The sequence below is a fragment of the Vibrio chagasii genome, from assembly GCF_002954585.1.
Taxonomy (GTDB): Bacteria; Pseudomonadota; Gammaproteobacteria; order Enterobacterales; family Vibrionaceae; genus Vibrio; species Vibrio chagasii_A.
Window position 1 is genome coordinate 32897 of record NZ_MSCI01000006.1, and the last position, 21528, is coordinate 54424.

Sequence of the window (21528 nt, forward strand, 5' to 3'; positions counted from 1 at the left end):
TAAGAGGAATTTTCGGTGATCAAATTTCAGCAAGTGAGCAAAGCCTACCGAGGTGGACGCCAAGCACTCCAAAAAGTGGACTTCCATCTCAAACGTGGAGAGATGGCATTTTTAGGCGGGCATTCTGGTGCAGGTAAAAGTACCTTGCTGAAGTTGATTTGTGCGATTGAGCGCCCGACTGATGGGCGTGTTTGGTTCAACGATCACGATATCACTCGTATTCCTGCTAAAGACATTCCATTCTTACGCCGTAATATCGGTATTGTCTTTCAAGACCATCGTCTACTGATGGATCGCTCTATCTTCGATAACGTTGCTCTGCCTATGCGTATCGAATCTATTTCTGAAAATGAAATAAAACGTCGAGTCAGTGCTGCGTTGGATAAAACTGGCCTATTAGATAAAGCGCGTTGTTTGCCAAGCCAGCTTTCTGGTGGTGAACAACAACGTGTGGGTATTGCCCGTGCTGTGGTAAACCGTCCAACTCTGCTGCTAGCGGATGAGCCGACGGGTAACCTAGACCCAGAGTTATCTAACCGCGTGTTGCGACTGTTTGAAGAGTTTAACCGTGCCGGTGTGACGATCATCCTAGCAACGCACGATATCGGGTTAGTGAACACTCGCCCCCAATACCGTCATCTTGAATTAAACCAAGGCTTTTTGAGTGAGGTTGAAGACTATGGCCGCTAATAAGCGCATCAAAAAACCTCAATCTAATCGCGCTGCAAACCGCACTTCAAGTGATGGTTTCTTCCTGGTGCATTGGAAGCAAGCCAAATCATCGTTCTCTCAGATGTGGCAACGTCCACTGGGCAACTTACTGACGCTTGCAGTTATTTCTATGGCTTTAGCAATGCCTGCGTGTTTGTACCTACTTGGTAAAAACGTAGGTGAAGTGGCAAAAGATGTCACAAGCCCGTCACAAATTAGTGCTTATGTAGAGGATGGTATTCCCGAGCCTCGAGTTATGGTGCTTAAAGATGAAATCGAGAGTTGGGATCAAGTTGAGTTGGTGGAGTACATTTCGCCTCAACAAGGGCTTGCTGACCTCAGCCAGTATTCTGGCTTTGATGATGCCCTAACTATTCTCGACGATTATTCACTGCCAGGTGTGTTAGTGATAACACCAAGAGTACAAAGCGATGCTCAAATCAAAGAGCTGGCAGGCCAAGTTAAAAAACAAGAATTAGTGACCGATGTTCGTTTGGACGAAGATTGGTTAGCAAGATTAGACGCGATTAAAGCGCTAGCCGCTGTCATTGTGATTACCTTAACGGTATTGATGTTAGGCGCTGTGTTTTTGATTATCGGCAACACACTACGATTTAATGTGTTGGCGCATAAAGAAGAGATTCAAACCATGAAGCTGATTGGTGCCACCGACAGCTACATTCTTCGACCATATCTATATTCTGGTATGTGGTTCGGTGTATTAGGTTCGGTTAGCGCGTGGGTAATGACGGCATTAATTACCGTCTTACTGAACAGTGCGGTGGATGACTTGGCTCAGCTTTACGACAGCCACTTCCGTTTAATTGGCCTAAGCTGGGATGAATCTTTACTGCTTTTGATCGTTGGAACCCTGCTAGGTAGTGTGGCTGCGAAGCTTTCTGCACAGCGTCACCTAAAAGAAATTGAACCAGTTTAGGTGAATAGAGTCATATTTAGACGAAAAATAGGCACTTCTTAACCAGTTTTTGCCTTGTATAGACGAATTGATTATGCATAATTACTTCCCCCTTCTTGAAACCTGTTCATTTTAGGTTCAAGATTGTCGGGTTTTAATAGATGTACTACTCCAGATCAGAGATTGATGAGGAACCGAATGGCAAACCAAGCGTATCAAATGGCTTTAGTCACACAAGATAGTTTAGACAGCTATATCCGCTCAGCGAACAGCTACCCAATGTTGACGCCTGAAGAGGAACGTGGACTTGCAGAGCGATTACATTACAAAGGTGAGATCGACGCTGCGAAAGGCTTGATCCTTTCACACCTACGATTCGTGGTGCACGTTGCAAGAGGTTACTCTGGCTACGGGCTGCCTATGGCTGATCTCGTTCAAGAAGGTAACATCGGTCTAATGAAAGCCGTTAAGCGCTTCAACCCAGAGGTTGGCGTTCGATTGGTTTCTTTCGCAGTTCACTGGATCAAAGCTGAGATTCATGAGTACGTTCTGCGTAACTGGCGTATCGTTAAGATTGCGACAACTAAGGCACAGCGCAAACTGTTCTTTAACCTTCGTAAATCTAAAAAGCGCTTAGGTTGGTTTAACAACGGTGAAGTTGAGACTGTCGCTCGTGAACTGGGTGTTGAGCCCTCTGAAGTTCGTGAGATGGAATCTCGCTTAGCAGCGCAAGACGCAACGTTTGAAGCACCAATGGATGACGATGACGGCGGCTCTGCTTACACAGCTCCGGTTTACTACCTAGAAGATAAAGCGTCAGACGTTGCTGAAACGGTTGAAGCATCTAACTGGGAGTCTCACACCAATAATCGTTTAGGCCTAGCACTAGCAAGCTTAGATGAGCGCAGCCAACACATTGTTCGTTCGCGTTGGTTAGACGACAATAAAGCAACACTGCAAGACTTAGCGGATACCTACAGTATCTCTGCAGAACGTGTTCGTCAGTTAGAAAAGAATGCGATGAAGAAATTGAAACAAGCCGTTGGTGATTTCTAACAGCATTTATTTTCTATATAGTAGCTAGCAAATAACTGAATTTTGAAAAGGCCGAGATCGAGAGATCTCGGCCTTTTTGTTTTGGATCGAATTCTCAACTTTTGCGATCGTAATTTGCAAAATGATTTTGTGGATAACTCTGTGACAATTTTATTCGTCAGCTGTCTAAAAGCAGGGTGTAGTAAGGCTTTGAGCGTGTTTTTTGAGTGGGGATATGTTTTAGTTAACCCACAGTTAGATCAGGATCATCACTACATGTTGTGGATCTATTTTTTCAAAGGCACTTTATTCACGCAATTCACAGATTTATCCACAAATGGTGTAAAAGTGATCGCTGGTGGATAACCTTATTAAGTGGATGTGATTGTTAGCCTTGGGATAGGTTACAATGGCAGCAAAGTAAATCAGTATAAAAAGAGAAAGTCATGGACCAGTTTAAACATATCGACGTGCAAGGTGCTCAGGCCCTTATTGAACAAGGCCAAGCTCGACTTGTTGATATCCGCGACCCGCAATCTTTCGCGGTTGCTCACTCAAAAACCGCTTATCACCTAACAAACGACACTATGGTCTCGTTTATGGATGAGGTGGAGTTTGAACAACCTATCTTGGTAATGTGTTACCACGGCATTAGTAGCCAAGGTGCGGCACAATATTTAGTGAACCAAGGCTTTGAAGAGGTATATAGTGTAGATGGCGGTTTCGAAGCATGGCACCGTGCTGAACTTCCTGTGATTGCTGGCTAATGACCTTTATCGCTTAAACATCTCTCATAGCATGAATAGGAAATAACAATGATTAGACTGATGGTGCTAGACAATCCACGTCTTGCTCAAGCATTTATTGATTACATGGCCTCTCGCCAGATCCCTATTCAGATGTCACCTGAGGGAGAGGGGCGCTTTGCTCTTTGGCTGCTTGATGGCCAGTTTCAAGTTGAAACTGAAGCGGAGCTCAACCGCTTCTTGTCGGAACCCAATCATAAGCGCTACCAAGCGGCTTCTTGGGATATGGCAGAAACCAGAAAGAGTCACTTCCATTATCACACGCCGAGCTTCATGGGGATGATAAAAGCCAAGGCTGGCCCAGTGACACTCAGCATCATGTTGGTGTGTGTGGTGATTTTTGCACTGCAGCAGATCGGTTTTGGCCAAGCGATTTTCAATGCGTTGCACTTCCCTGCGGTGGACGGACAGCAGTGGCAATTGTGGCGTTGGTTGAGCCATGCCGTGCTTCATTTCTCGGTTATGCACATTTCTTTCAACATTTTGTGGTGGTGGCAACTGGGTGGAGATATTGAGAAAAAGTTAGGCGGTCTTAAGTTACTTCAGATCTTTGCTGTCTCTTCTGCGTTGTCAGGAGCAGGGCAATACTGGGTTGAAGGGGCCAACTTCGGTGGCTTATCTGGCGTTGTGTATGCTTTGGTTGGTTACCTATGGGTGGTTGGCACTAAAGCACCACAGCTTGGTTTGAGTATCCCAAGACAGATCGTCGGCTTTATGCTGGTGTGGTTGGTACTCGGGTACATGCAGCCGTTTATGGCGATTGCCAATACTGCTCACTTAGCAGGCCTAGTTGCGGGTGTGATTATCGGCTTCGTTGACTCAATGAAAGCGCCGAAATCGGCAAGAAGTTAGTTCCTAGCATCGATAGAAACCAAAAAGCGGCCAAATGAGCCGCTTTTTTTAGATTCGTTTTATACCCGCTGTTACTGATAGAGGTATTTGGTAAACAGCAAATCTGCAATCAGGGTTTTGCCCGTCTCTGGAAGTAAAATCTTGTTGAGGTGCTCAACTAGCGTCTTTCTTAAATCTTCACGGCCGGACAGTGACTTAATCGTCTCTTCGTTTTGTTTGCCCAATAGCTCGATTACTGCATCACGAATCAATGGTTGGTGATGCTCGATGGTTGCTAAATCTTTGCTATTCGCCACCATGATATCGAGACGAACTTGAATGTAGCCCAATTTTTTACCTTTAGTGTAAAAATTGGTGGTTAGGTCTGGTTCTAGCGTGAAGTAGGCTAGTTTAGGTTCCGATTCCTCTTCTGCGAAACTTGATGCTGAAAAGAGTAGAGTAATCGCAAGAAATATTTGGGCTACATAACGTTTGTGCATATTTGTGACTTTTCTTTAGTTTATTCGCGATATTCGAAACGCATTAGTCTTGTTACAATGAACGGTCTAAATCTAAATACGTTTACAATTCGAAGGCGCTTTAATTTTGTTCGAAAGTTGAAGCTTTATTGTACGTGTAAAGTCACCTATTGAATACTAGTATGAATCAGCCAATATCGCTGTATCTTAATTCTTTAATGAATGTAGATTGGCAAAGTACAGAAACATTTGATTTTCCTAATGAAACCACCAAAGAGTGGCTGATGGAGCAAGGTTCTCTTTCCCGTAAGTTGGGTAAGTGTTGCCAACATCTGTCTGTGGAGTTGCTTCACAACCAAGTTGTAGAACGCTCAGTTGTGCAACAAGATGAGCAACACCTTTTATCATCGTCTGATTGCTTACTTCGCAAAGTAATTTTGAATGGGGATGATGAACCATGGGTATTAGGCCGAACCTTAATTCCTCGAGTGACATTAGAAGATCAGCACTCAGACCTTTCTCAACAAGGTAATGTCCCGTTAGGGTTGACCGTTTTTAGTGCGGAGAACGTCGAGCGAGACGCGCTGCAAGTCGGTTGGGTTATCGCTGGCGACGAACGATTACTCGCACGCCGCTCTCGATTATGGATGAACCATAAACCGATGCTTGTAGCTGAACTGTTTTTACCAACATCACCCATTTACTCTAAGGAGAGTGTGTAAATGCTTGCCACCAAAGCGAAAGCGTACTGGCAATTAACGCGAATGAATCGCCCGATTGGTACCTTGTTACTCCTTTGGCCTACGTTATGGTCGCTGATTATCGCCGCACAAGGTATGCCAGACTTGGATGTATTAGTCGTCTTTGTATTAGGTGTCGTACTAATGCGTTCAGCAGGCTGCGTGATTAATGATTTTGCTGACCGTAAGGTGGATGGTCATGTAAAGCGTACTAAGCAGCGCCCACTGCCGTCTGGTTTGGTGTCGAGTAAAGAAGCCGTTATCCTTTTTTTAGTGCTAGCTGTGATCTCATTCTTGCTAGTACTGACTATGAATCCGTTGACCATTAAGCTCTCTTTTATTGGGGTGGGTCTAGCGTTTATTTATCCTTTCATGAAGCGTTTTACGCATCTTCCACAGTTGTTCCTTGGCTTGGCGTTTAGCTGGGCTATTCCAATGGCATGGGCTGCACAAACCAATGAGCTACCAAGTATCGTTTGGTTTATCTTCGTGATTAATGCGCTTTGGACCATCGCTTATGACACCCAATATGCGATGGTTGACCGAGACGATGATCTTAAGATTGGCATCAAGTCGACAGCGATTTTGTTTGGCCGTTTCGACAAGCTGATTGTTGGCTCACTGCAATTAGTGACTTTAGCGATGTTGATTGCGTTAGGCATGCATTACCACCTAGGTGATACTTTCTACTGGGCATTGTTGGTGGCAGGTGGTTTGTTCGTCTATCAACAACACCTGATGCGTCATCGCGATCGAGATTTATGTTTTCAAGCCTTCCTTAATAACAACTATGTAGGAATGGCCGTCACCATCGGTTTGTTCATTACCTTCTGGTAAGCGATGGTTTGATAACAACAGCACAAATAAAAAGGCACCCACAATGGGTGCCTTTTTTGATCGTTTTCAGCCTAGCGCTTAAAGCGTGCCAGCCAACAAACTATTCTGCTTGGTGGATGCTTTCTTGAATCGTCAAGCGAACTTCTGGGTAAAGCATTGAGTAAAGAAGCTTAGCGAACTGCTGAGTCTTCTCTAAGTCGCAATTACCGTCGTTATCCAGGTATTGCTGTTGCTTGAGCGTAGCGAACATTGAAGCAAACACACCTTTATCGAAGAACTCAGGTGCGTTGATGCCTTGCAGGCGACCAAGGCGTTGTGCAATGTCTTGGCTCTTCTGCTCAAGGTCAGATTTATCCAGTTCCGGGTTCTCTGCCAATAGGTTTAGAGCAATCGAGTAACGCTGAAGCGTCTCTGAAATCGTACGACCTAGTAGCATTAGCGCTTGGCTGTTCGATTGGTTGATGGTGACTTGATTATCAGACACAACTAACATGCCTTGGCTAACCAATTCATCAATGATGTTCGACACCACACCTTCAAGCTGGTCTTCGTCGTAGCTTAGGAATAGCTCTTTTTTCAAGAACGGGTAGATTGCCGCGACATTCTTTTGAATCGCATCGATCGTTAGGCCGTGCTGACGAATGGTCATTTGAGCAATTAACGATGGCAGCGCAAACAGGTGAATGATGTTGTTGCGGTAGTAAGTCATTAGAATCGATTGGTGACGGTCTAGTGAAATAATGTCACCCATTGAGTCTGACTCAATCAAGAACTTGTTCAGAGACTCTGCATGTTTCACCAACTCTTCCGCGCTGTCTTTCGGTACCGTAAATGTGTCTGAGTAAGGCACATTGTTAAGTAGCGACAGGTAGCAATTGATCTGAGAAACCAAAGAGTCACGAGACAATGCACGCTGACGTGATGCAAGCAGAGCGGTTGCACATAATGTCAGTGCGTTGGTTGCTGCTGCGTCGTTGATGTGTGTCATCATCTTGGTTGCCAGGTCATTAACCACTGGCGTCATCCACTGTGGCTTGCTGGTGCCCATTGGATCGATGTCTTTCGTCCACTCTGGAGAGTGTTCATTCAGGTATTGGTTAAGCTGAATCGGTTCACCGAAGTTCACGTAGCCTTTACCAAAGTTACGTAGCTTACGGATAGTACGAATCACTAGGCTCGCGTTTTCTTTCTCTTTACGCTTACCACGTAGTTCTTTTGCGTAAGTCGCTACTTCCATTACGTGCTCGTAGCCGATGTAAACAGGCACTAACGTTACTGGGCGGTTCATGCCACGCAGCATTGCCTGAATCGTCATCGCTAGCATGCCGGTTTTCGCTTGTAGCAGACGACCCGTACGAGAACGGCCACCTTCACTAAAGTATTCTACTGAGTAACCTTTAGCGAATAGCTCAGCTAGGTACTCACGGAAGATAGTTGAGTACAGCTTATTGCCTTTAAAGCTACGACGAATGAAGAACGCACCACCGTGACGGAAAATCGGACCGGCAGGGAAGAAATTCAAGTTGATACCCGCAGCGATATGCGGAGGAACCATACCTTCATGGTAAAGCACGTAAGACAACAGTAAGTAGTCCATATGGCTGCGGTGGCAAGGGACATAAACAATCTCGTGACCATCTTGTGCCAGCTTACGAACAGTTGAAGCGTTGTTGATATGTAGGCCTTGGTACAGCTTGTTCCACAACCAACCTAGAATCTTCTCGCCACGTTTGATCAGTGAGTAAGAGAAGTTGGCTGCGATCTCATCCATGATGTCCTGAGCTTCTTTGCTCGCTTTCTCAATGGAGATGTTCTTTGACTTCGCTTCGTCCTCAATAGCCTTCTTGATCGCTTCTGATTTTAGTAGGCGATCGAACAATGCTTGACGGCTTGGCAGGTTAGGACCAGAGGCTGCCAGTTTTTGGCGTGAGAAGTGAATGCGAGCTACACGCGCCAGCTTGTGTGCGATAGTGCTGTCGGTGCCGTGAGAGTTTGCCATGTAACGAAGAGATACCACAGGGCTGAATCGTACTAGACAGTCGCGGCCAGCAATTAAAACAGCGATTGATTTCTCTAAGCCGTTCATTGCTTGTAGGTAAGGCTTCTGGTTATTCTCTTTACCAGGCTTACGGCCCCACAATACCGTTGCAGGGATAACTTGCACATCCAGCTCTGAGTCGTCAGCATGCAGTGCAAGCAGCTCAGAGAAGACTTCAATAGAAGAGGCTGGGACGTAATCATCATCTTGTAGCAGCGTTTTGCGTGAAGAGATAAAAACGTAGCGTGGCAGTGATTTACCACTGATTTCAAGCTTGCTTAACGGATCCGGTAAACCCAGTTCTAGCGCGTGCTTTTGTAGCGTCAGTAGGTCGACGCTTGAGCGAAACGGTAAGGCGTATACAATTGGTTTGCCTAAATCAATGTTCAAATCTTCAACTGGGTTCGAAGGGATTGATGTGCCTTTTACCAATACGGATAAAGGTAGCTTCATTAATGAACGTGAAAAAGATTGTCCAGAAGACATATAGGTTCACAGCCTCAATAGTTATTTCAATGTGCTTAAGCGTATCTCTATTTCTATGATGAGAGAGGTTAACCCCTTCAAGTAAAATAGGGATAAGCCTAGGCGTAAATTTAATCGATGCAAGAATACCAGAAACTGGTCTAACCTTTTAATGGAAATAGTCATATTGCCGTTAAGTTTGTGGAATATCATTCATCGACTGATTGAGTATAGGGTTAAAAATGACCAAAAAATCAAACACCGGATTTAAACGTATCGTGAAAGCTGCGGGCTTTTCATGGCAAGGCATCACAAGTTCGTTTAAAAACGAGGCGGCCTTTCGACAAGAAGTCTTCATGGCTGCGGTGCTGATTCCGTTGGCGTTTTACCTCGATGTGAGCCATGTAGAACGAATCTTAATGGTGTCCTCGATCGTGCTAGTGATGGTTGTGGAGCTCATTAATACTGCAATTGAGGCGGTTGTAGATCGTATTGGGAGTGAACATCATGAGCTTTCAGGAATGGCGAAAGATGTCGGTTCGGCAGCCGTTTTTATCTGTTTAGCGCTTGCGGCTTATGTGTGGTTCGAGATCTTGGTTTTGTAATTAGCGAAAAATGAACTAAAAACAACCAATTGCTTTGCTTTTATCCAGTTACTGGATATACTCACAGTCAACTGTATAAAAAGACAGGTGAATCATGAAGCCGTTAACGCCCCGCCAACAACAAGTCTTTGACCTTATCAAAGGTAAGATCGAAGATTCCGGTATGCCACCGACACGTGCTGAAATTGCTCGTGAATTAGGCTTCCGTTCTGCTAATGCTGCAGAAGAACATTTGAAAGCTCTTGCTCGTAAAGAAGCGATTGAGATTATCCCGGGTGCGTCTCGTGGTATTCGTATTTTGCTTGAAGATGCAGCGAACGAAGAGCAAGGTCTGCCTCTGATCGGTCAGGTTGCCGCTGGTGAGCCTATCTTGGCTCAAGAGCATGTAGAAATGCATTACCAAGTCGATCCAGGCATGTTTAAACCTCAAGCTGACTTCTTACTTCGCGTAAATGGCGAAAGTATGAAAGACATCGGTATTATGGATGGTGACCTACTTGCTGTTCACAAAACCCAAGATGTCCGTGATGGTCAGGTTGTGGTTGCTCGTGTTGATGATGATGTAACGGTAAAACGTCTAGAACGTAAAGGTTCTACAGTGCTGTTACACGCTGAAAACGAAGAGTTTTCTCCAATCCGTGTCGATCTAGAATCTCAACACTTGTCTATTGAAGGGCTTGCTGTTGGTATTATTCGCAACACGGACTGGATGTAATCAGTACAAACATCTTATTGATATTTATTCTCAATAACTTGTTATTGTAATTGATATTCATTATCATCTTCTTTGTCGAGATACAAGGAAGATGATGATGCCAATCCAAACCAAGCCTCAAATAAAGCCGCTTATAGCTAAGCCGCGCTCCTCTGATCAAAAGGTTTCTGCTGATCAAGCGTCTGCACATCAAGAACTCCAAGTTCCGACAAACCTCGTTCAACACCTTTGGTTTCGCAGCCGAGAAAGCCTTGCCGATGATGGTCTCGTTTATGATCCTATTGCGGCTCAGGCCTGTAAGCGTTGTCAATTAGCGCCAGAATGCCTTACTGGTGAACTCGACCAACAACAACTTCTCTATGCTACATTGACTCAACTTTGCGATTCTCAAGTTCAGCAGTTCCTATCTCACAACCCAGATGCTTGGATTATTAACGTGGGAGCGGGCCTCGACACCCGTTTTTACCGATTAGACAATGGCCGCTGTCACTGGGTAGAGTTGGATGTGACCGAGAACCTACTTTGGCGACAACGTTTGTTCCACAAAAATGAACGCTACCGATTGGAGTGTGGTTCAGTAGATGACCTGACTTGGTTAGATGAACTCAATATTCCGGAGCAAGCTTCGGTAATGGTGGTGTGTGAACATGCACTGCTAGATTGCAATGAGCAGCAAACTGCGCACTTTATTCAATCGCTGAGCCGTTACTTTACTCATGCACATGCGTGTGTGGTGCTAGCGGGCGATAAGAGCTCAAGTACTTTAGGTAAGAAGCTAGGCTCTGGTGACTATGCACATGGCTTATCTTCTCCAGTCGACAGCATTCTTAATTGGCTACCGTGGGCGCAGTGGGTTAAAGCATTTTCGCCATTAGAGCAGCAATGTAATCGTTGGAAGTTATGGCAGCGACTATTGTGCAAAATTTCCCAGGTTAAAAAGCGTTTAACGCCGCAGCTGGTATTAGTGAAGTGGTAGCGCCAGAGCGGCACTACTTACACATACTCGAAGCCACATCTGTTATAAGCCAAAATTTCACAACATAGTGAAAGCACACTCACTAGGTTAAACTATCGCCTCTAATCAAAGAGGTGATCGTGAAGCTATTTAATCCCCAAACTATTTTCCAAACGCTATCCAATCAAGCAATGCACAAACAAGTGCTTTTACTCGCGATCCCGATGGTGCTTTCTAATATTACTGTTCCACTTCTGGGTTTAGTGGATGCTGCTGTTATCGGTCACTTAGAGCACTCTTGGTACCTAGGAGGCGTGGCGCTAGGTGGCACTATGATCAGTGTGACTTTCTGGTTACTCGGTTTTTTACGCATGTCGACAACTGGCCTTGCCGCACAATCGTACGGTGCAAATGATGGCAAGCAACTTGGTTTGGTCTTCGTGCAGGGCGTGACTATGGCTCTTGGGTTTGCTGGCGCCTTCTTACTCTTACATGGCTTAGTAGCTGATCTGGTTTTTTCATTAAGTAGCGCCAGTGATCAAGTAAAACATTATGGCCAACAGTATTTCTCAATTCGAGCATGGAGTGCACCTGCAGCGCTGACGAATTTTGTTATTTTGGGTTGGCTACTTGGAACTCAGAATGCAAAAGCGCCGATGTGGATGATGATTATCACTAACATCACCAATATCGTGCTAGACGTTGTTTTTGTGATTGGCTTTGGTTGGCAGGTAGAAGGTGCTGCACTGGCATCGGTATTGGCTGACTATGCAGGTCTAACGTTTGGACTGATCTGCGTTTATCGGATCTGGCTAAAGAGACAGTTGCCATCTCCGCGGGCTTTGATTAAGAAAACCAGCCAAGGTTTAAGTCGCTTCGTAAAACTGAATCGCGATATTTTCCTGCGTTCTATGTGTCTGCAAGCCACGTTTACTTTCATGACTTTCCAAGGAGCAAGCTTTGGTGATGATGTCGTGGCAGCCAATGCGGTATTGATGAGTTTCCTGATGATCATCTCTTACGGAATGGATGGCTTTGCGTATGCGATGGAAGCTATGGTGGGTAAGGCGATAGGAGCGAAAGACAAAGATGAATTAAATCAGTCGTTGATTGGTACCTTCTTCTGGAGCTTCAATATTTGTTTTGTTCTTACCTTAGTGTTCGCGATCGCTGGGTCTAATCTGATTAATATGATCACCACTATCCCAGATGTAAAAAGCCAAGCTGAGGTGTATCTGCCTTGGTTGATTGCAATGCCGTTGGTTTCAATGTGGTGCTTCTTGCTCGATGGTATTTTTGTTGGAGCGACTAAAGGTAAGGACATGCGTAATAGCATGTTTGTCGCGACCTGCAGCTTCTTTGTGATTTTCTTCCTAGCGTCCAGTTTAGAAAATCATGCTCTGTGGCTTGCGATGCTAAGCTTTATGGCAATGCGCGGTATTGGCCTTGGTGTGTTATTTGTGTCGCAGTGGAAGAAGGGCGAATTTCTCGCTTAGTTTTAATGGATGAAAATAAAAGGTGTACAGGTCAAAGGGTATTTAGAATATCATGATCTAATTACCCCTTATGCTATATTTTTCAATAGCTTAAATAAAAACAGCAAGCTCATGGCTTGCTGTTTATGTATCTGGCCTATGGGTGGTCAAATGCTCCTATTAGTTCTTTATTTAGAACAAACGGTTAAGGCCGTTAAGAGCGGCAACACGATACGCCTCAGCCATTGTAGGGTAGTTAAAGGTGGTATTAACGAAGTACTCGATAGTATTCGCTTCCCCTTTTTGTTCCATGATTGCTTGGCCGATGTGGATGATTTCCGCGGCACGCTCACCAAATACGTGGATACCTAGAATCTCTTTGGTTTCACGGTGGAACAGAATCTTCAAGCTACCGATGTCTTTACCCGCGATTTGGGCACGAGCTAAGTGTTTGAATGAAGAACGTCCTACTTCATAAGGTACTTTCGCTGCTGTCAGCTCTTGCTCGGTTTTACCAACAGAGCTAATTTCAGGGATGGTGTAGATTCCCGTAGGGATATCTTCAATCAAGTGGCCTTCTGCTTCACCTTTAACAATCGCTTGTGCAACAAAACGACCTTGGTCATAAGCAGCACTTGCTAGGCTAGGGTAGCCAATCACATCACCGACCGCGTATACATGGTCAACGTTGGTTTGGTAATTGGTATTCACTGATACCTGACCACGAGAGTCCGCTTCTAGACCAACCGCACCTAAGTTCAGCTTGTCAGTGTTACCGGTTCGGCCATTGGCATACAGCAAGCAGTCCGCACGCATCTTTTTGCCTGATTCTAGGTGAATGATCACGCCATCATCAGTTCCCTCGATTTTCTCGAAGGTTTCATCGTTACGAATCACGACGCCACTGTTCCAGAAGTGGTAAGAAAGCGCATCAGAGGTTTCATTATCTAGGAATGACAGCAGACGGTCTCGTGTATTTATGAGATCGGTTTTTACACCCAAACCACGGAAGATAGACGCGTACTCACAACCGATAACACCGGCACCATAGATGATGATGTGTTGAGGGTCGTGTTTAAGAGAAAGAATAGAGTCGCTGTCGTAGATACGTTCATGCAGAAAGTCGACGTTTTCTGGTTGATAAGGGCGAGAACCCGTCGCAATGACGAACTTGTCAGCACTGTAGTGCTCTTCCGTACCATCACTCTGCATTACAGAAATAGAGTGAGAATCAATAAAACGCGCTGTACCAAATACTAGTGTACATTGGTTACGATCGTAGAAGCCTTGGCGCAGTCGTGTCTGTTTATCGATAACGGATTTCGCATGCCCCAGAATGTTGGAAAACGTCGAGTGAATGCTTTTGTTGTTCTGACAGAACAGAGGGTTGTTATTAAATTCGATAATACGGCTAACAGCATGACGCAGTGCTTTTGAAGGAATGGTTCCCCAGTGGGTACAACCACCACCAACGCTGCTCTCTTTTTCAATGATTGCAACGTTCAACCCGGCTTTGGTTAATCCCATCGCTGCCCCTTCGCCTCCGGGGCCACTACCAATTACGATTACATCAAAGTGGTTGGAGTGTGGCATAGATATCTTCCTTGTTATATTTGATTAACATTGCTGTAGCGGGATTTTAACTGATTCTGTTCTTGCGTACATGAAAAGGACATCAGAGAGTCGGCGGGATCACGCAGTGCTAGCGAAAAAATAATATTTGGTATGTCGTATGTCTCCAAATGGCGGTGTGGATATTGAAATTTTTTCTGCGAACGTATTTACTGCGGTACGTGAACAAAGAGGCGTGTTTGGTGTCTTATATAACTGGAGTATCTTATATAAATAAGTGATTCGCGTTATATTGAACAGAGTATTAGACATGCCTGTTTAGGCTGTAAAAGAAGAAATTGATAAAGTATGAAACCAATGGGCATTCGCGCACAGCAAAAAGAAAAAACTCGTCGCAGCTTAATCGATGCAGCATTTAGCCAACTCAGTGCAGATCGTAGTTTTTCCAACCTAAGCTTGAGAGAAGTCGCTCGTGAGGCTGGAATAGCACCGACTTCCTTTTATCGTCACTTCAAAGACATGGATGAGCTTGGCTTAACCATGGTAGATGAGGGCGGCTTACTACTGCGCCAGCTAATGCGTCAAGCTAGGCAGCGTATAGTAAAAGAAGGCAGTGTTATTCGCACATCGGTTGAAACCTTTATGGAGTTCATTGAAAGCAGTCCTAACGTATTCAGACTGTTATTGCGAGAGCGCTCAGGAACCTCATTTGAGTTTCGTACAGCGGTGGCTCGTGAGATACAGCACTTTTCTGCTGAGTTAACCGAATACCTAATCACGACTGGCATGACACGAGATGAAGCTTTTACGCAAGCCGAAGCTTCGGTCATATTGGTCTTTAACTCAGGGGCAGAAGCATTAGATTTAGATCGACGTCAGCGAGACGAACTGGCTGAGCGCTTGATCATGCAATTGCGAATGATGGCCAAAGGGGCTTTTTGGTATCGTAAAGAACGTGAACGTAACCGATTAAAAGGCGGGATAGAATAATGTCGAATGAAAATAATACTGTAAACCGTGGCTCAGAAAGAAAAACACTGGTACTGGCTCTGATTGCTGGTGTGTGTGGCGATGCACTTTTATCTTGGGTAACAATGAGCGAAGTGGGCTTCTCAATCTTCCCACTGATTGCTTTAGTTTTAGCTGTACAAGCGCTTTACCAGGAGTACTTAACTAACCCAGTATCGGAAGATATCCCGCTAGTAGGTTTGGCGTGTTTCTTCGTGGGTGCATTTGGTCACTCTGCGTTTGTGAAAGCACAACACCCAGATGCGGGTTCAAACTTCTTCGCGATTATCGTCGCAATGTTACTGCTCGCTTGGGTAGGTAAGAAGTTAGGCTTTATCGGTAAAACCGCTTAAGCTGACTCAGAAATAAAAAAACGAGCCGATTGGCTCGTTTTTTTGTATCAGCAGTTTGGCTTTTACCTAGATTAGGAAGGCGAGTATTACGCTTTACGCTCTAGGAATACACCAGCTTCCATGTGGTGTGTGTAAGGGAACTGGTCGAATAGAGCAAAACGAGTAACATCGTGTGTTTCGCTTAAAATTTCCAAGTTCTCTTTCAATGTTTCAGGGTTACAAGAGATGTACATGATGCGCTCGTAGCCTTGAACCATCTTACAAGTATCTACATCCATACCTGAACGTGGTGGATCAACAAAGATAGTGTTGCAGTTGTAGCTCTTCAGATCGATGTTTGCTTGTTGCAGGCGGCGGAACTCACGCTTGCCTTCCATCGCTACCGTAAAGTCTTCCGCAGACATACGGATGATCTGAACGTTATCAATCTTGTTGGCTGCAATGTTGTATTGCGCTGATTCAACTGATGGTTTCGCTAGCTCAGTGGCTAATACACGCTCGAAGTTTTGTGCCAGTGCTAGTGAGAAGTTACCGTTACCACAGTAAAGCTCTAGCAGATCGCCTTTGCTGTCTTGAGTACAGTCAACGGCCCACTCCAACATTTTCTCAGCCACTTTACCGTTTGGTTGAGTAAAGCTGTTCTCTACTTGCTGGTAGATGTAGCTATCGCCATTTACGTCTAGTTTCTCAATAACGTAATCACAGTCTAATACGATCTTCATCTTACGAGCACGACCAATCAGGTTAAGGTTAAAACCTTCATCGTTCAATTGCTGTTTTAGCGCTTTAGCATCTTGAATCCATTGCTCACCTAGCTGACGGTGGTAAAGCAGAGACACCAAAATCTCACCGCTAAGCGTAGATAGGAAGTCTACTTGGAATAGTTTATGGCGTAGAGAGTGGTTGTCTTTCATTGCATCGACTAACAAAGGCATCAAGTCATTGATAAGACGGCTAGCAGCAGGGAACTGGTCTACACGATATTTTTCTTTGGTCTCTTGATTGAACATGACGTAATACATATCGTCACCTTCATGCCACACGCGGAACTCAGCACGCATGCGGTAGTGTTGCTCTGGAGATTCATACACTTCCAGCTCAGGCACATTATATTCTGAGAACATTTCAGTAAGACGCTCTGTCTTTTCTGCCAGTTGTTCTTGGTAGCGTTGCGGGTTTACATCTAAATTCGCCATGGTTATGCCTTTTGCTGTCGTGCTTTTAAATCAAGAGCGCAGATTTTATTCAATCACAGGCGCTTGTCCAGTGTTGAGCGCCATTCAATGTAAATCGACCATGAAAACTATAGCTTATAACTATCTTAGACTAGACAAATGATTCATAGGTCAATACTATCTCCGGCAAGCTGGTGCCATTTAGATGTATAGATGGCTGAAGAGGGAATCTGGTGTGAATCCAGAACTGACGCGCAGCGGTAAAAGAGAACGAGTATTCATCAGACACTGCAAATAGCTTTTGTGGGAAGTCGAATATCAGGTAACCATAAGGTTGTGCTCTTGAGTCCGAATACCTGCCAGCGGCTAAACCATGACATGTGGTTTGGTAGGAATTTACGCGATTTAGGATCACAACATGAACAAATCCCTTTTAGCGGTTGCTGTAGCATCGCTGCTTTCACCTATCTCCAATTTACACGCCCAACAAGCATCTGCCGATGAAACCATGGTGGTTACGGCGAACCGTTTTGAGCAAAGCACGGAAAGTGTTGTCGCTCAAGTTGAAGTAGTAACACGCCAAGATATCGATCGAATCCAAGCTAAGTCTCTAACAGATGTGTTTAGACGATTGACGGGTATCCAGGTTTCACAAAATGGAGGTCGAGGTCAGCAGGCTTCGATCTTTGTTCGTGGTGCTAACTCTGATCAAGTTCTTGTTCTAATTGATGGCATTCGTTTTGCGCGAGCTGCAAAAGGTAGTGTCGATTTTAGCCAGTTACCAATTACATTCGTTGATCGTGTCGAATATGTTCGAGGAGCTCGTGCCGCTATGTATGGCTCAGAAGCGATCGGCGGTGTTATCAATATTATTACCGTTGCAAACTCTGATAATGAAGAAACGGCGGTAAGTGCAGGCTTGGGAAGTCTAGATTACGAAGAGCTGAGCTTTGTTAGTGGTACCAAGGTTGGTGGAAATGGTCACTTAAACGTATCTGTTGGCTACGACTCCGATGAGGGATACAATGTTCATCCTATGCCGGGAATCAATGATGGTGACCGACATGGCTTTGAATCACGAAATGCTCTAATTGGTTATGTTCATAATTTTGATCAGCAATGGAGTGGTTTTGCTAACTTCCGCATGTTCGAGACTATCTCTCAATATGATGGTTCATATGTTGATTATACAACGGGAGCACCTGTCCATTCTTACAAAGAGGCAGAAGTTCAGAACTCTACCTTTGCTGCTGGAGTAAAATATAGTGGCAGTAAGCTTAAGTCTGATTTCCTCGTTAACTATCAGAATCAAGATAATTGGAACTACGAACAGTCTTTAGGCAAGAACTCAGCGTCAGCAACATCTGATGAGCTTGAACAGCTAAATGTTCAATGGGTGAATTCATACAAACTGACTTCGGCACTGACTCTTAGTGGCGGTGTAGATTGGCGTGATGAGGCTTATATTGTTAAGCCTTCGAATACTGAATACGACAGAACGAATGTTGCGTACTTCGCTGCATTAAACGCAGATGCGGATAAAGTGTTCGGAGAGCTGAGTCTTCGTGTTGATGACAATGAGCAGTTCGGTACAGAAACGACTTACAACACAGGGCTAGGCTATCGTTATGCTGAGTGGCTTGTTGTAAAAGCAGCTTATGGTACATCCTTCAAAGCACCTAACTTGTATCAACTATATAGCTACTACGGTAATGCACAGTTAGAAGCTGAAAAGGCAGATTCATTTGAGCTGACCTTTGGTGGCTTAATCAAGGATGTTGACTGGTCGATTACTGGCTACGACACAAATGTCGAAGACCTAATTGATTACAACTATGCGACAAGCAAGTACTACAATACCGATGGCGAAAGCCAACTGCGTGGTGTGGAAATGGTCGTTGGATTTGATACCAGCTTTATCAATCACCAAGTGAGCGCTAACTTCCAAGATCCAGAAAATCAATTTGGTGAGCAGCTGACACGCCGAGCTAAGAAGATTTACAAATATAATGCAGTGGCTAGTTTCGATGAAGTTGATGTTTCGTTAGGTTACCAATATGTAGGTGAACGACCTGACTTGTCTGAAGAGCTTGCGGCATATAGCTTGTTCGATGTTTCAGTTAACTACTATGCGAATGAAAACCTAACCTTAAATGGTCGAGTAGATAACTTAACAGACGAAGAGTATGAAACTGCTGGTGGATACCCATCGCCAGAGCGTACATATTACGTGAATGCTACTTACCAATTCTAATTAACACCTAAACCGCCTTCGGGCGGTTTTTTCTTATTGGGCATATCAATGAAAAAGAAAGTCGTCATAAGTTGGTCATCAGGTAAAGACTCAACCTTAACCCTAGAGCGTTTGCTTGAGAGTAATGGGTATGAAGTTGTTGCTCTTTATACTACCTATGTTGGAGATGAAGTCCCTTTCCAAGTCACTCCTATTGATGTGGTTGCCATGCAAGCGCAATTAATCGGTTTACCACTTATCACCATCGAGCTTCCGGAAGTGTTCCCAAGCAACGAGGTTTACCAAAGTACAATTGTCTCGGAACTTAAAGATTCAGGTTTCTCGATTGATGCTGTCGCATTCGGCGATATGTTTTGCAATGGTATTGCCGACTACCGAAGAAGCTATATTGAACCCGCAGGCTGGGAGTGTGTGTTTCCTCTTATGGGGGAGAGCAGTCAGGCGCTAGCACAAGAGATAATAGATAGAGGTATCGAAACCTATCTCGTCACTGTCGACAGTAACGTATTAGATATTAGCTACTGTGGGCTGAAATATACCGATGAGTTAGTAGAGAGCTTACCGAGCCATGTTGATCCGTGCGGTGAAGATGGAGAGTTCCATACCTTAGTGACCTCTGCGCCATGCTTTAAAGGAAAGCTTGATATAGAGCTCGAAGTAATAGAGCAAGGTGAACGTTTTGTACATCAACGTTATCGAGCTTGTATTGTATAGCGTGAGGATTGGCGAAAACTAAGTGAAGGGGTATTATTGCTGCGAAACTACATATAGGTAATCGTTGTGTCGGATAGTCTGCAAAAAAACATATTGGTCTTTGATTCTGGGGTAGGTGGGTTATCTGTCTATAACGAGATAAGTCAGCTATTACCCAATCATAACTATATCTATGTATTCGACAACGAAGCTTACCCGTATGGCGAGCTCGATCAGCAGGTTCTCATTCGTCGGGTTCAGAGTATTGTAGCCAGTTTCGTGGCGAGTTATGCCATTGATATCGTCGTTATTGCATGTAACACCGCCAGTACGATTGTTCTCCCTACACTACGTGCTAATAATGTCATTCCAATCGTTGGGGTAGTCCCTGCGATCAAGCCGGCTTCCTTGTTAGCGAATAAAGCTTTGGGCCTTATTGCTACTCCGGCAACCATCACCCGTGAATACACACATGAACTGATCAAGAACTTCTCTATTAATAAGAGGGTTGAACTTTTGGGCTCGACTCGGCTGGTGGATATGGCCGAAGATAAGCTCAGAGGAGAGGCCATTAACTTAGAAGAGCTCAAGCAAATCCTTCAGCCGATGATTAATGTCATTGATGTTGCTGTTTTAGGCTGTACCCATTTCCCACTAATAAAGCCTGAGATTCAGCAAGTATTAGGCGAAAGCGTGGTATTGGTTGATTCGGGCAAAGCGATAGCTAAACGAGTTCAAGATTTGTTGGGTTTAGAAAGTGGTCATGAAGAAGGGGGAGTGCGAGAGGTTTTTTGTAGTGCACTTCCCAATAAAGAAAGTGCACTAAATAGTATGTTGAAGCAGTTAGGGTTTAGTTCTGTTCAGATTCGTCCGCTTCAGGGTGCTTAGGATCATTTGCAACACGTACTTTTAAAGTGCGTTGCATGTAATCTTTGTCGTTAAGAGCAGAGATTGCATGATTCACATCATTACTTGCCATAACAACAAATCCAAAGCCTCTTCTTTTACCAGTACGCTTGTCTTTCATTAAGCGTACTGCAAACACTTCACCATGTTCTGAGAATAATTCACGAACATGCGATTCGTTCGCCTTGTATGGAAGGTTACCCACATAAAGCGTTTTCGTTGAAGCTTTAGTTTCTGAATCTGATTTTGAGTCGGTGCTTGAAAAGTTAACAACAAAAGCGGAAGCCAAGACACCAAGGATAAAGGTAATTGCAGGCGATATATCTACCTGAGAGAAAACAATGCCGCCTAATACAGCCAGTGCGACAATTAACAACATCGATTTTTTTGAGTTCATATCGGAATACTACATATTAATAAACGAAATAGACGCATCTACCATTAACAAAATAGACACATGAATCTTACGTTCATGCCTTGCAATTTTCCAATGTATTGCTGTGATACGTCTCAAATGTTTAGTTTTTATTCGAAAAATGCGGATCTGGTGGCTTTTTAGGCGAATAAAACTTTTATTTCAAAAAGCCCTTGTGCTCTAACTCAATCTCTCTATAATGCCGCCTCACCGACACGGAGTGAGACGAAAGTCACACAGCAAAATCGGTCGAGAAAAAGAGTTTGAAAATAACCCTTGACTCTCAAAACGGTGCGAGTATAGTACGCACCCCTAGCGACTGAGATGCAAATCACAAAACGCTAGCGTTCTTTAACAATTTAAACCTATCAATCTGTGTGGGCACTCGTTGATGAATATCAAAAAATGAAACTTCGGTTTCAACTTGATTTCAATGAACTGAGTGACCAATTCGAATCGTAAGATTCGGCACAGTCAATTCACAGTCACTATTCGTAAGAATAGGGAATGTAATCAGTATTCATTGAGTCGACAAAATCTTAAA

At 44.3% G+C, this 21528-nt stretch carries 21 protein-coding genes and 1 riboswitch; of the genes, 16 read left to right on the top strand and 5 right to left on the bottom strand.

Annotation, left to right across the window (positions count from 1 at the left end; translation table 11 throughout):
• Nucleotides 1-15 precede the first annotated feature (15 nt).
• From ftsE to glpG, 5 genes are all read left to right on the top strand, one after another.
• Nucleotides 16-690 (top strand): cell division ATP-binding protein FtsE, encoded by a 675-nt coding sequence (gene ftsE / locus BTO10_RS22945; protein WP_004740528.1) that lies wholly within the window; start codon nucleotides 16-18, stop codon nucleotides 688-690.
• Entirely contained in the window at nucleotides 680-1648 is a 969-nt protein-coding gene (gene ftsX, locus BTO10_RS22950; protein ID WP_105025911.1) for a permease-like cell division protein FtsX, read from the top strand. The genes ftsE and ftsX overlap by 11 nt, the downstream gene beginning before the upstream one ends.
• 177 nt (nucleotides 1649-1825) lie before the next feature.
• Entirely contained in the window at nucleotides 1826-2683 is an 858-nt protein-coding gene (gene rpoH / locus BTO10_RS22955) for an RNA polymerase sigma factor RpoH (protein ID WP_004740532.1), read from the top strand.
• A gap of 425 nt (nucleotides 2684-3108) precedes the next feature.
• Nucleotides 3109-3429, top strand: coding sequence for a thiosulfate sulfurtransferase GlpE (gene glpE, locus BTO10_RS22965; protein ID WP_004740534.1), 321 nt, complete (start codon nucleotides 3109-3111; stop codon nucleotides 3427-3429).
• A gap of 48 nt (nucleotides 3430-3477) precedes the next feature.
• Nucleotides 3478-4320, top strand: a complete 843-nt coding sequence (gene glpG / locus BTO10_RS22970) for a rhomboid family intramembrane serine protease GlpG (protein ID WP_105025912.1) — start codon at nucleotides 3478-3480, stop codon at nucleotides 4318-4320.
• Between the two features lie 71 nt (nucleotides 4321-4391).
• Here glpG and BTO10_RS22975 read toward each other — a convergent pair whose 3' ends face one another.
• A complete protein-coding gene (locus BTO10_RS22975; RefSeq protein ID WP_004740536.1) occupies nucleotides 4392-4799 on the bottom strand; it encodes a flagellar basal body-associated protein FliL in 408 nt (135 codons plus the stop codon).
• A 161-nt stretch (nucleotides 4800-4960) separates the two neighbouring features.
• Between BTO10_RS22975 and BTO10_RS22980 the strand changes: the two genes are divergently transcribed.
• Both BTO10_RS22980 and ubiA read left to right on the top strand, forming a co-directional pair.
• Nucleotides 4961-5500, top strand: coding sequence for a chorismate lyase (locus BTO10_RS22980; RefSeq protein WP_181144016.1), 540 nt, complete (start codon nucleotides 4961-4963; stop codon nucleotides 5498-5500).
• Nucleotides 5501-6355, top strand: coding sequence for a 4-hydroxybenzoate octaprenyltransferase (gene ubiA / locus BTO10_RS22985; RefSeq protein WP_008224247.1), 855 nt, complete (start codon nucleotides 5501-5503; stop codon nucleotides 6353-6355). It begins immediately after the preceding gene.
• 100 nt (nucleotides 6356-6455) lie between these two features.
• Here ubiA and plsB read toward each other — a convergent pair whose 3' ends face one another.
• The gene (gene plsB, locus BTO10_RS22990) at nucleotides 6456-8879 is read right to left on the bottom strand and encodes a glycerol-3-phosphate 1-O-acyltransferase PlsB (RefSeq protein ID WP_004740539.1); all 2424 of its coding nucleotides are present in this window, start codon (nucleotides 8877-8879) and stop codon (nucleotides 6456-6458) included.
• 221 nt (nucleotides 8880-9100) lie between these two features.
• Between plsB and BTO10_RS22995 the strand changes: the two genes are divergently transcribed.
• The 4 genes from BTO10_RS22995 to dinF all read left to right on the top strand — a co-directional run bounded on the left by BTO10_RS22995 (nucleotide 9101) and on the right by dinF (nucleotide 12629).
• Nucleotides 9101-9463, top strand: coding sequence for a diacylglycerol kinase (locus BTO10_RS22995; protein ID WP_102424013.1), 363 nt, complete (start codon nucleotides 9101-9103; stop codon nucleotides 9461-9463).
• Between the two features lie 94 nt (nucleotides 9464-9557).
• The gene (gene lexA, locus BTO10_RS23005; RefSeq protein ID WP_004740541.1) at nucleotides 9558-10178 is read left to right on the top strand and encodes a transcriptional repressor LexA; all 621 of its coding nucleotides are present in this window, start codon (nucleotides 9558-9560) and stop codon (nucleotides 10176-10178) included.
• 97 nt (nucleotides 10179-10275) lie between these two features.
• Entirely contained in the window at nucleotides 10276-11154 is an 879-nt protein-coding gene (locus BTO10_RS23010) for a class I SAM-dependent methyltransferase (protein ID WP_105025914.1), read from the top strand.
• 119 nt (nucleotides 11155-11273) lie between these two features.
• Complete coding sequence (dinF, locus tag BTO10_RS23015; protein ID WP_181144017.1) at nucleotides 11274-12629, top strand: MATE family efflux transporter DinF; 1356 nt, start codon at nucleotides 11274-11276, stop codon at nucleotides 12627-12629.
• A 171-nt stretch (nucleotides 12630-12800) separates the two neighbouring features.
• On the opposite strand, the gene sthA is transcribed toward dinF, so the two are convergent.
• Nucleotides 12801-14201, bottom strand: a complete 1401-nt coding sequence (sthA, locus tag BTO10_RS23020) for a Si-specific NAD(P)(+) transhydrogenase (protein ID WP_102424011.1) — start codon at nucleotides 14199-14201, stop codon at nucleotides 12801-12803.
• Nucleotides 14202-14528: 327 nt separating this feature from the next.
• Here sthA and fabR point away from each other — a divergent pair, with 327 nt between their 5' ends.
• Both fabR and BTO10_RS23035 read left to right on the top strand, forming a co-directional pair.
• The gene (gene fabR, locus BTO10_RS23030) at nucleotides 14529-15170 is read left to right on the top strand and encodes an HTH-type transcriptional repressor FabR (protein ID WP_004740554.1); all 642 of its coding nucleotides are present in this window, start codon (nucleotides 14529-14531) and stop codon (nucleotides 15168-15170) included.
• Nucleotides 15170-15541 (top strand): YijD family membrane protein, encoded by a 372-nt coding sequence (locus BTO10_RS23035; RefSeq protein WP_004740556.1) that lies wholly within the window; start codon nucleotides 15170-15172, stop codon nucleotides 15539-15541. The genes fabR and BTO10_RS23035 overlap by 1 nt, the downstream gene beginning before the upstream one ends.
• Nucleotides 15542-15627: 86 nt before the next feature.
• On the opposite strand, the gene trmA is transcribed toward BTO10_RS23035, so the two are convergent.
• Complete coding sequence (trmA, locus tag BTO10_RS23040; RefSeq protein WP_105025915.1) at nucleotides 15628-16737, bottom strand: tRNA (uridine(54)-C5)-methyltransferase TrmA; 1110 nt, start codon at nucleotides 16735-16737, stop codon at nucleotides 15628-15630.
• A gap of 154 nt (nucleotides 16738-16891) precedes the next feature.
• Nucleotides 16892-17094: riboswitch (cobalamin riboswitch) on the top strand.
• Between the two features lie 40 nt (nucleotides 17095-17134).
• On the opposite strand from trmA, the gene btuB reads away from it, so the two are divergent.
• Genes btuB through murI form a run of 3 tightly spaced genes read left to right on the top strand, consistent with a single transcriptional unit; the run spans nucleotide 17135 to nucleotide 20551 of the window.
• Nucleotides 17135-18970, top strand: coding sequence for a TonB-dependent vitamin B12 receptor (gene btuB / locus BTO10_RS23045; protein ID WP_105025916.1), 1836 nt, complete (start codon nucleotides 17135-17137; stop codon nucleotides 18968-18970).
• Nucleotides 18971-19018: 48 nt separating this feature from the next.
• Nucleotides 19019-19684: a Dph6-related ATP pyrophosphatase gene (locus tag BTO10_RS23050; protein ID WP_105025917.1), complete on the top strand. Its 666-nt coding sequence runs from the start codon at nucleotides 19019-19021 to the stop codon at nucleotides 19682-19684.
• Nucleotides 19685-19744: 60 nt separating this feature from the next.
• Nucleotides 19745-20551 (top strand): glutamate racemase, encoded by an 807-nt coding sequence (murI, locus tag BTO10_RS23055; RefSeq protein WP_219846861.1) that lies wholly within the window; start codon nucleotides 19745-19747, stop codon nucleotides 20549-20551.
• On the opposite strand, the gene BTO10_RS23060 is transcribed toward murI, so the two are convergent.
• On the bottom strand, nucleotides 20514-20966 hold the full coding sequence (locus tag BTO10_RS23060; protein ID WP_004740566.1) for an RNA recognition motif domain-containing protein: 453 nt from the start codon (nucleotides 20964-20966) through the stop codon (nucleotides 20514-20516). The two genes, murI and BTO10_RS23060, sit on opposite strands and share 38 nt — an antisense overlap.
• Nucleotides 20967-21528 lie beyond the last annotated feature (562 nt).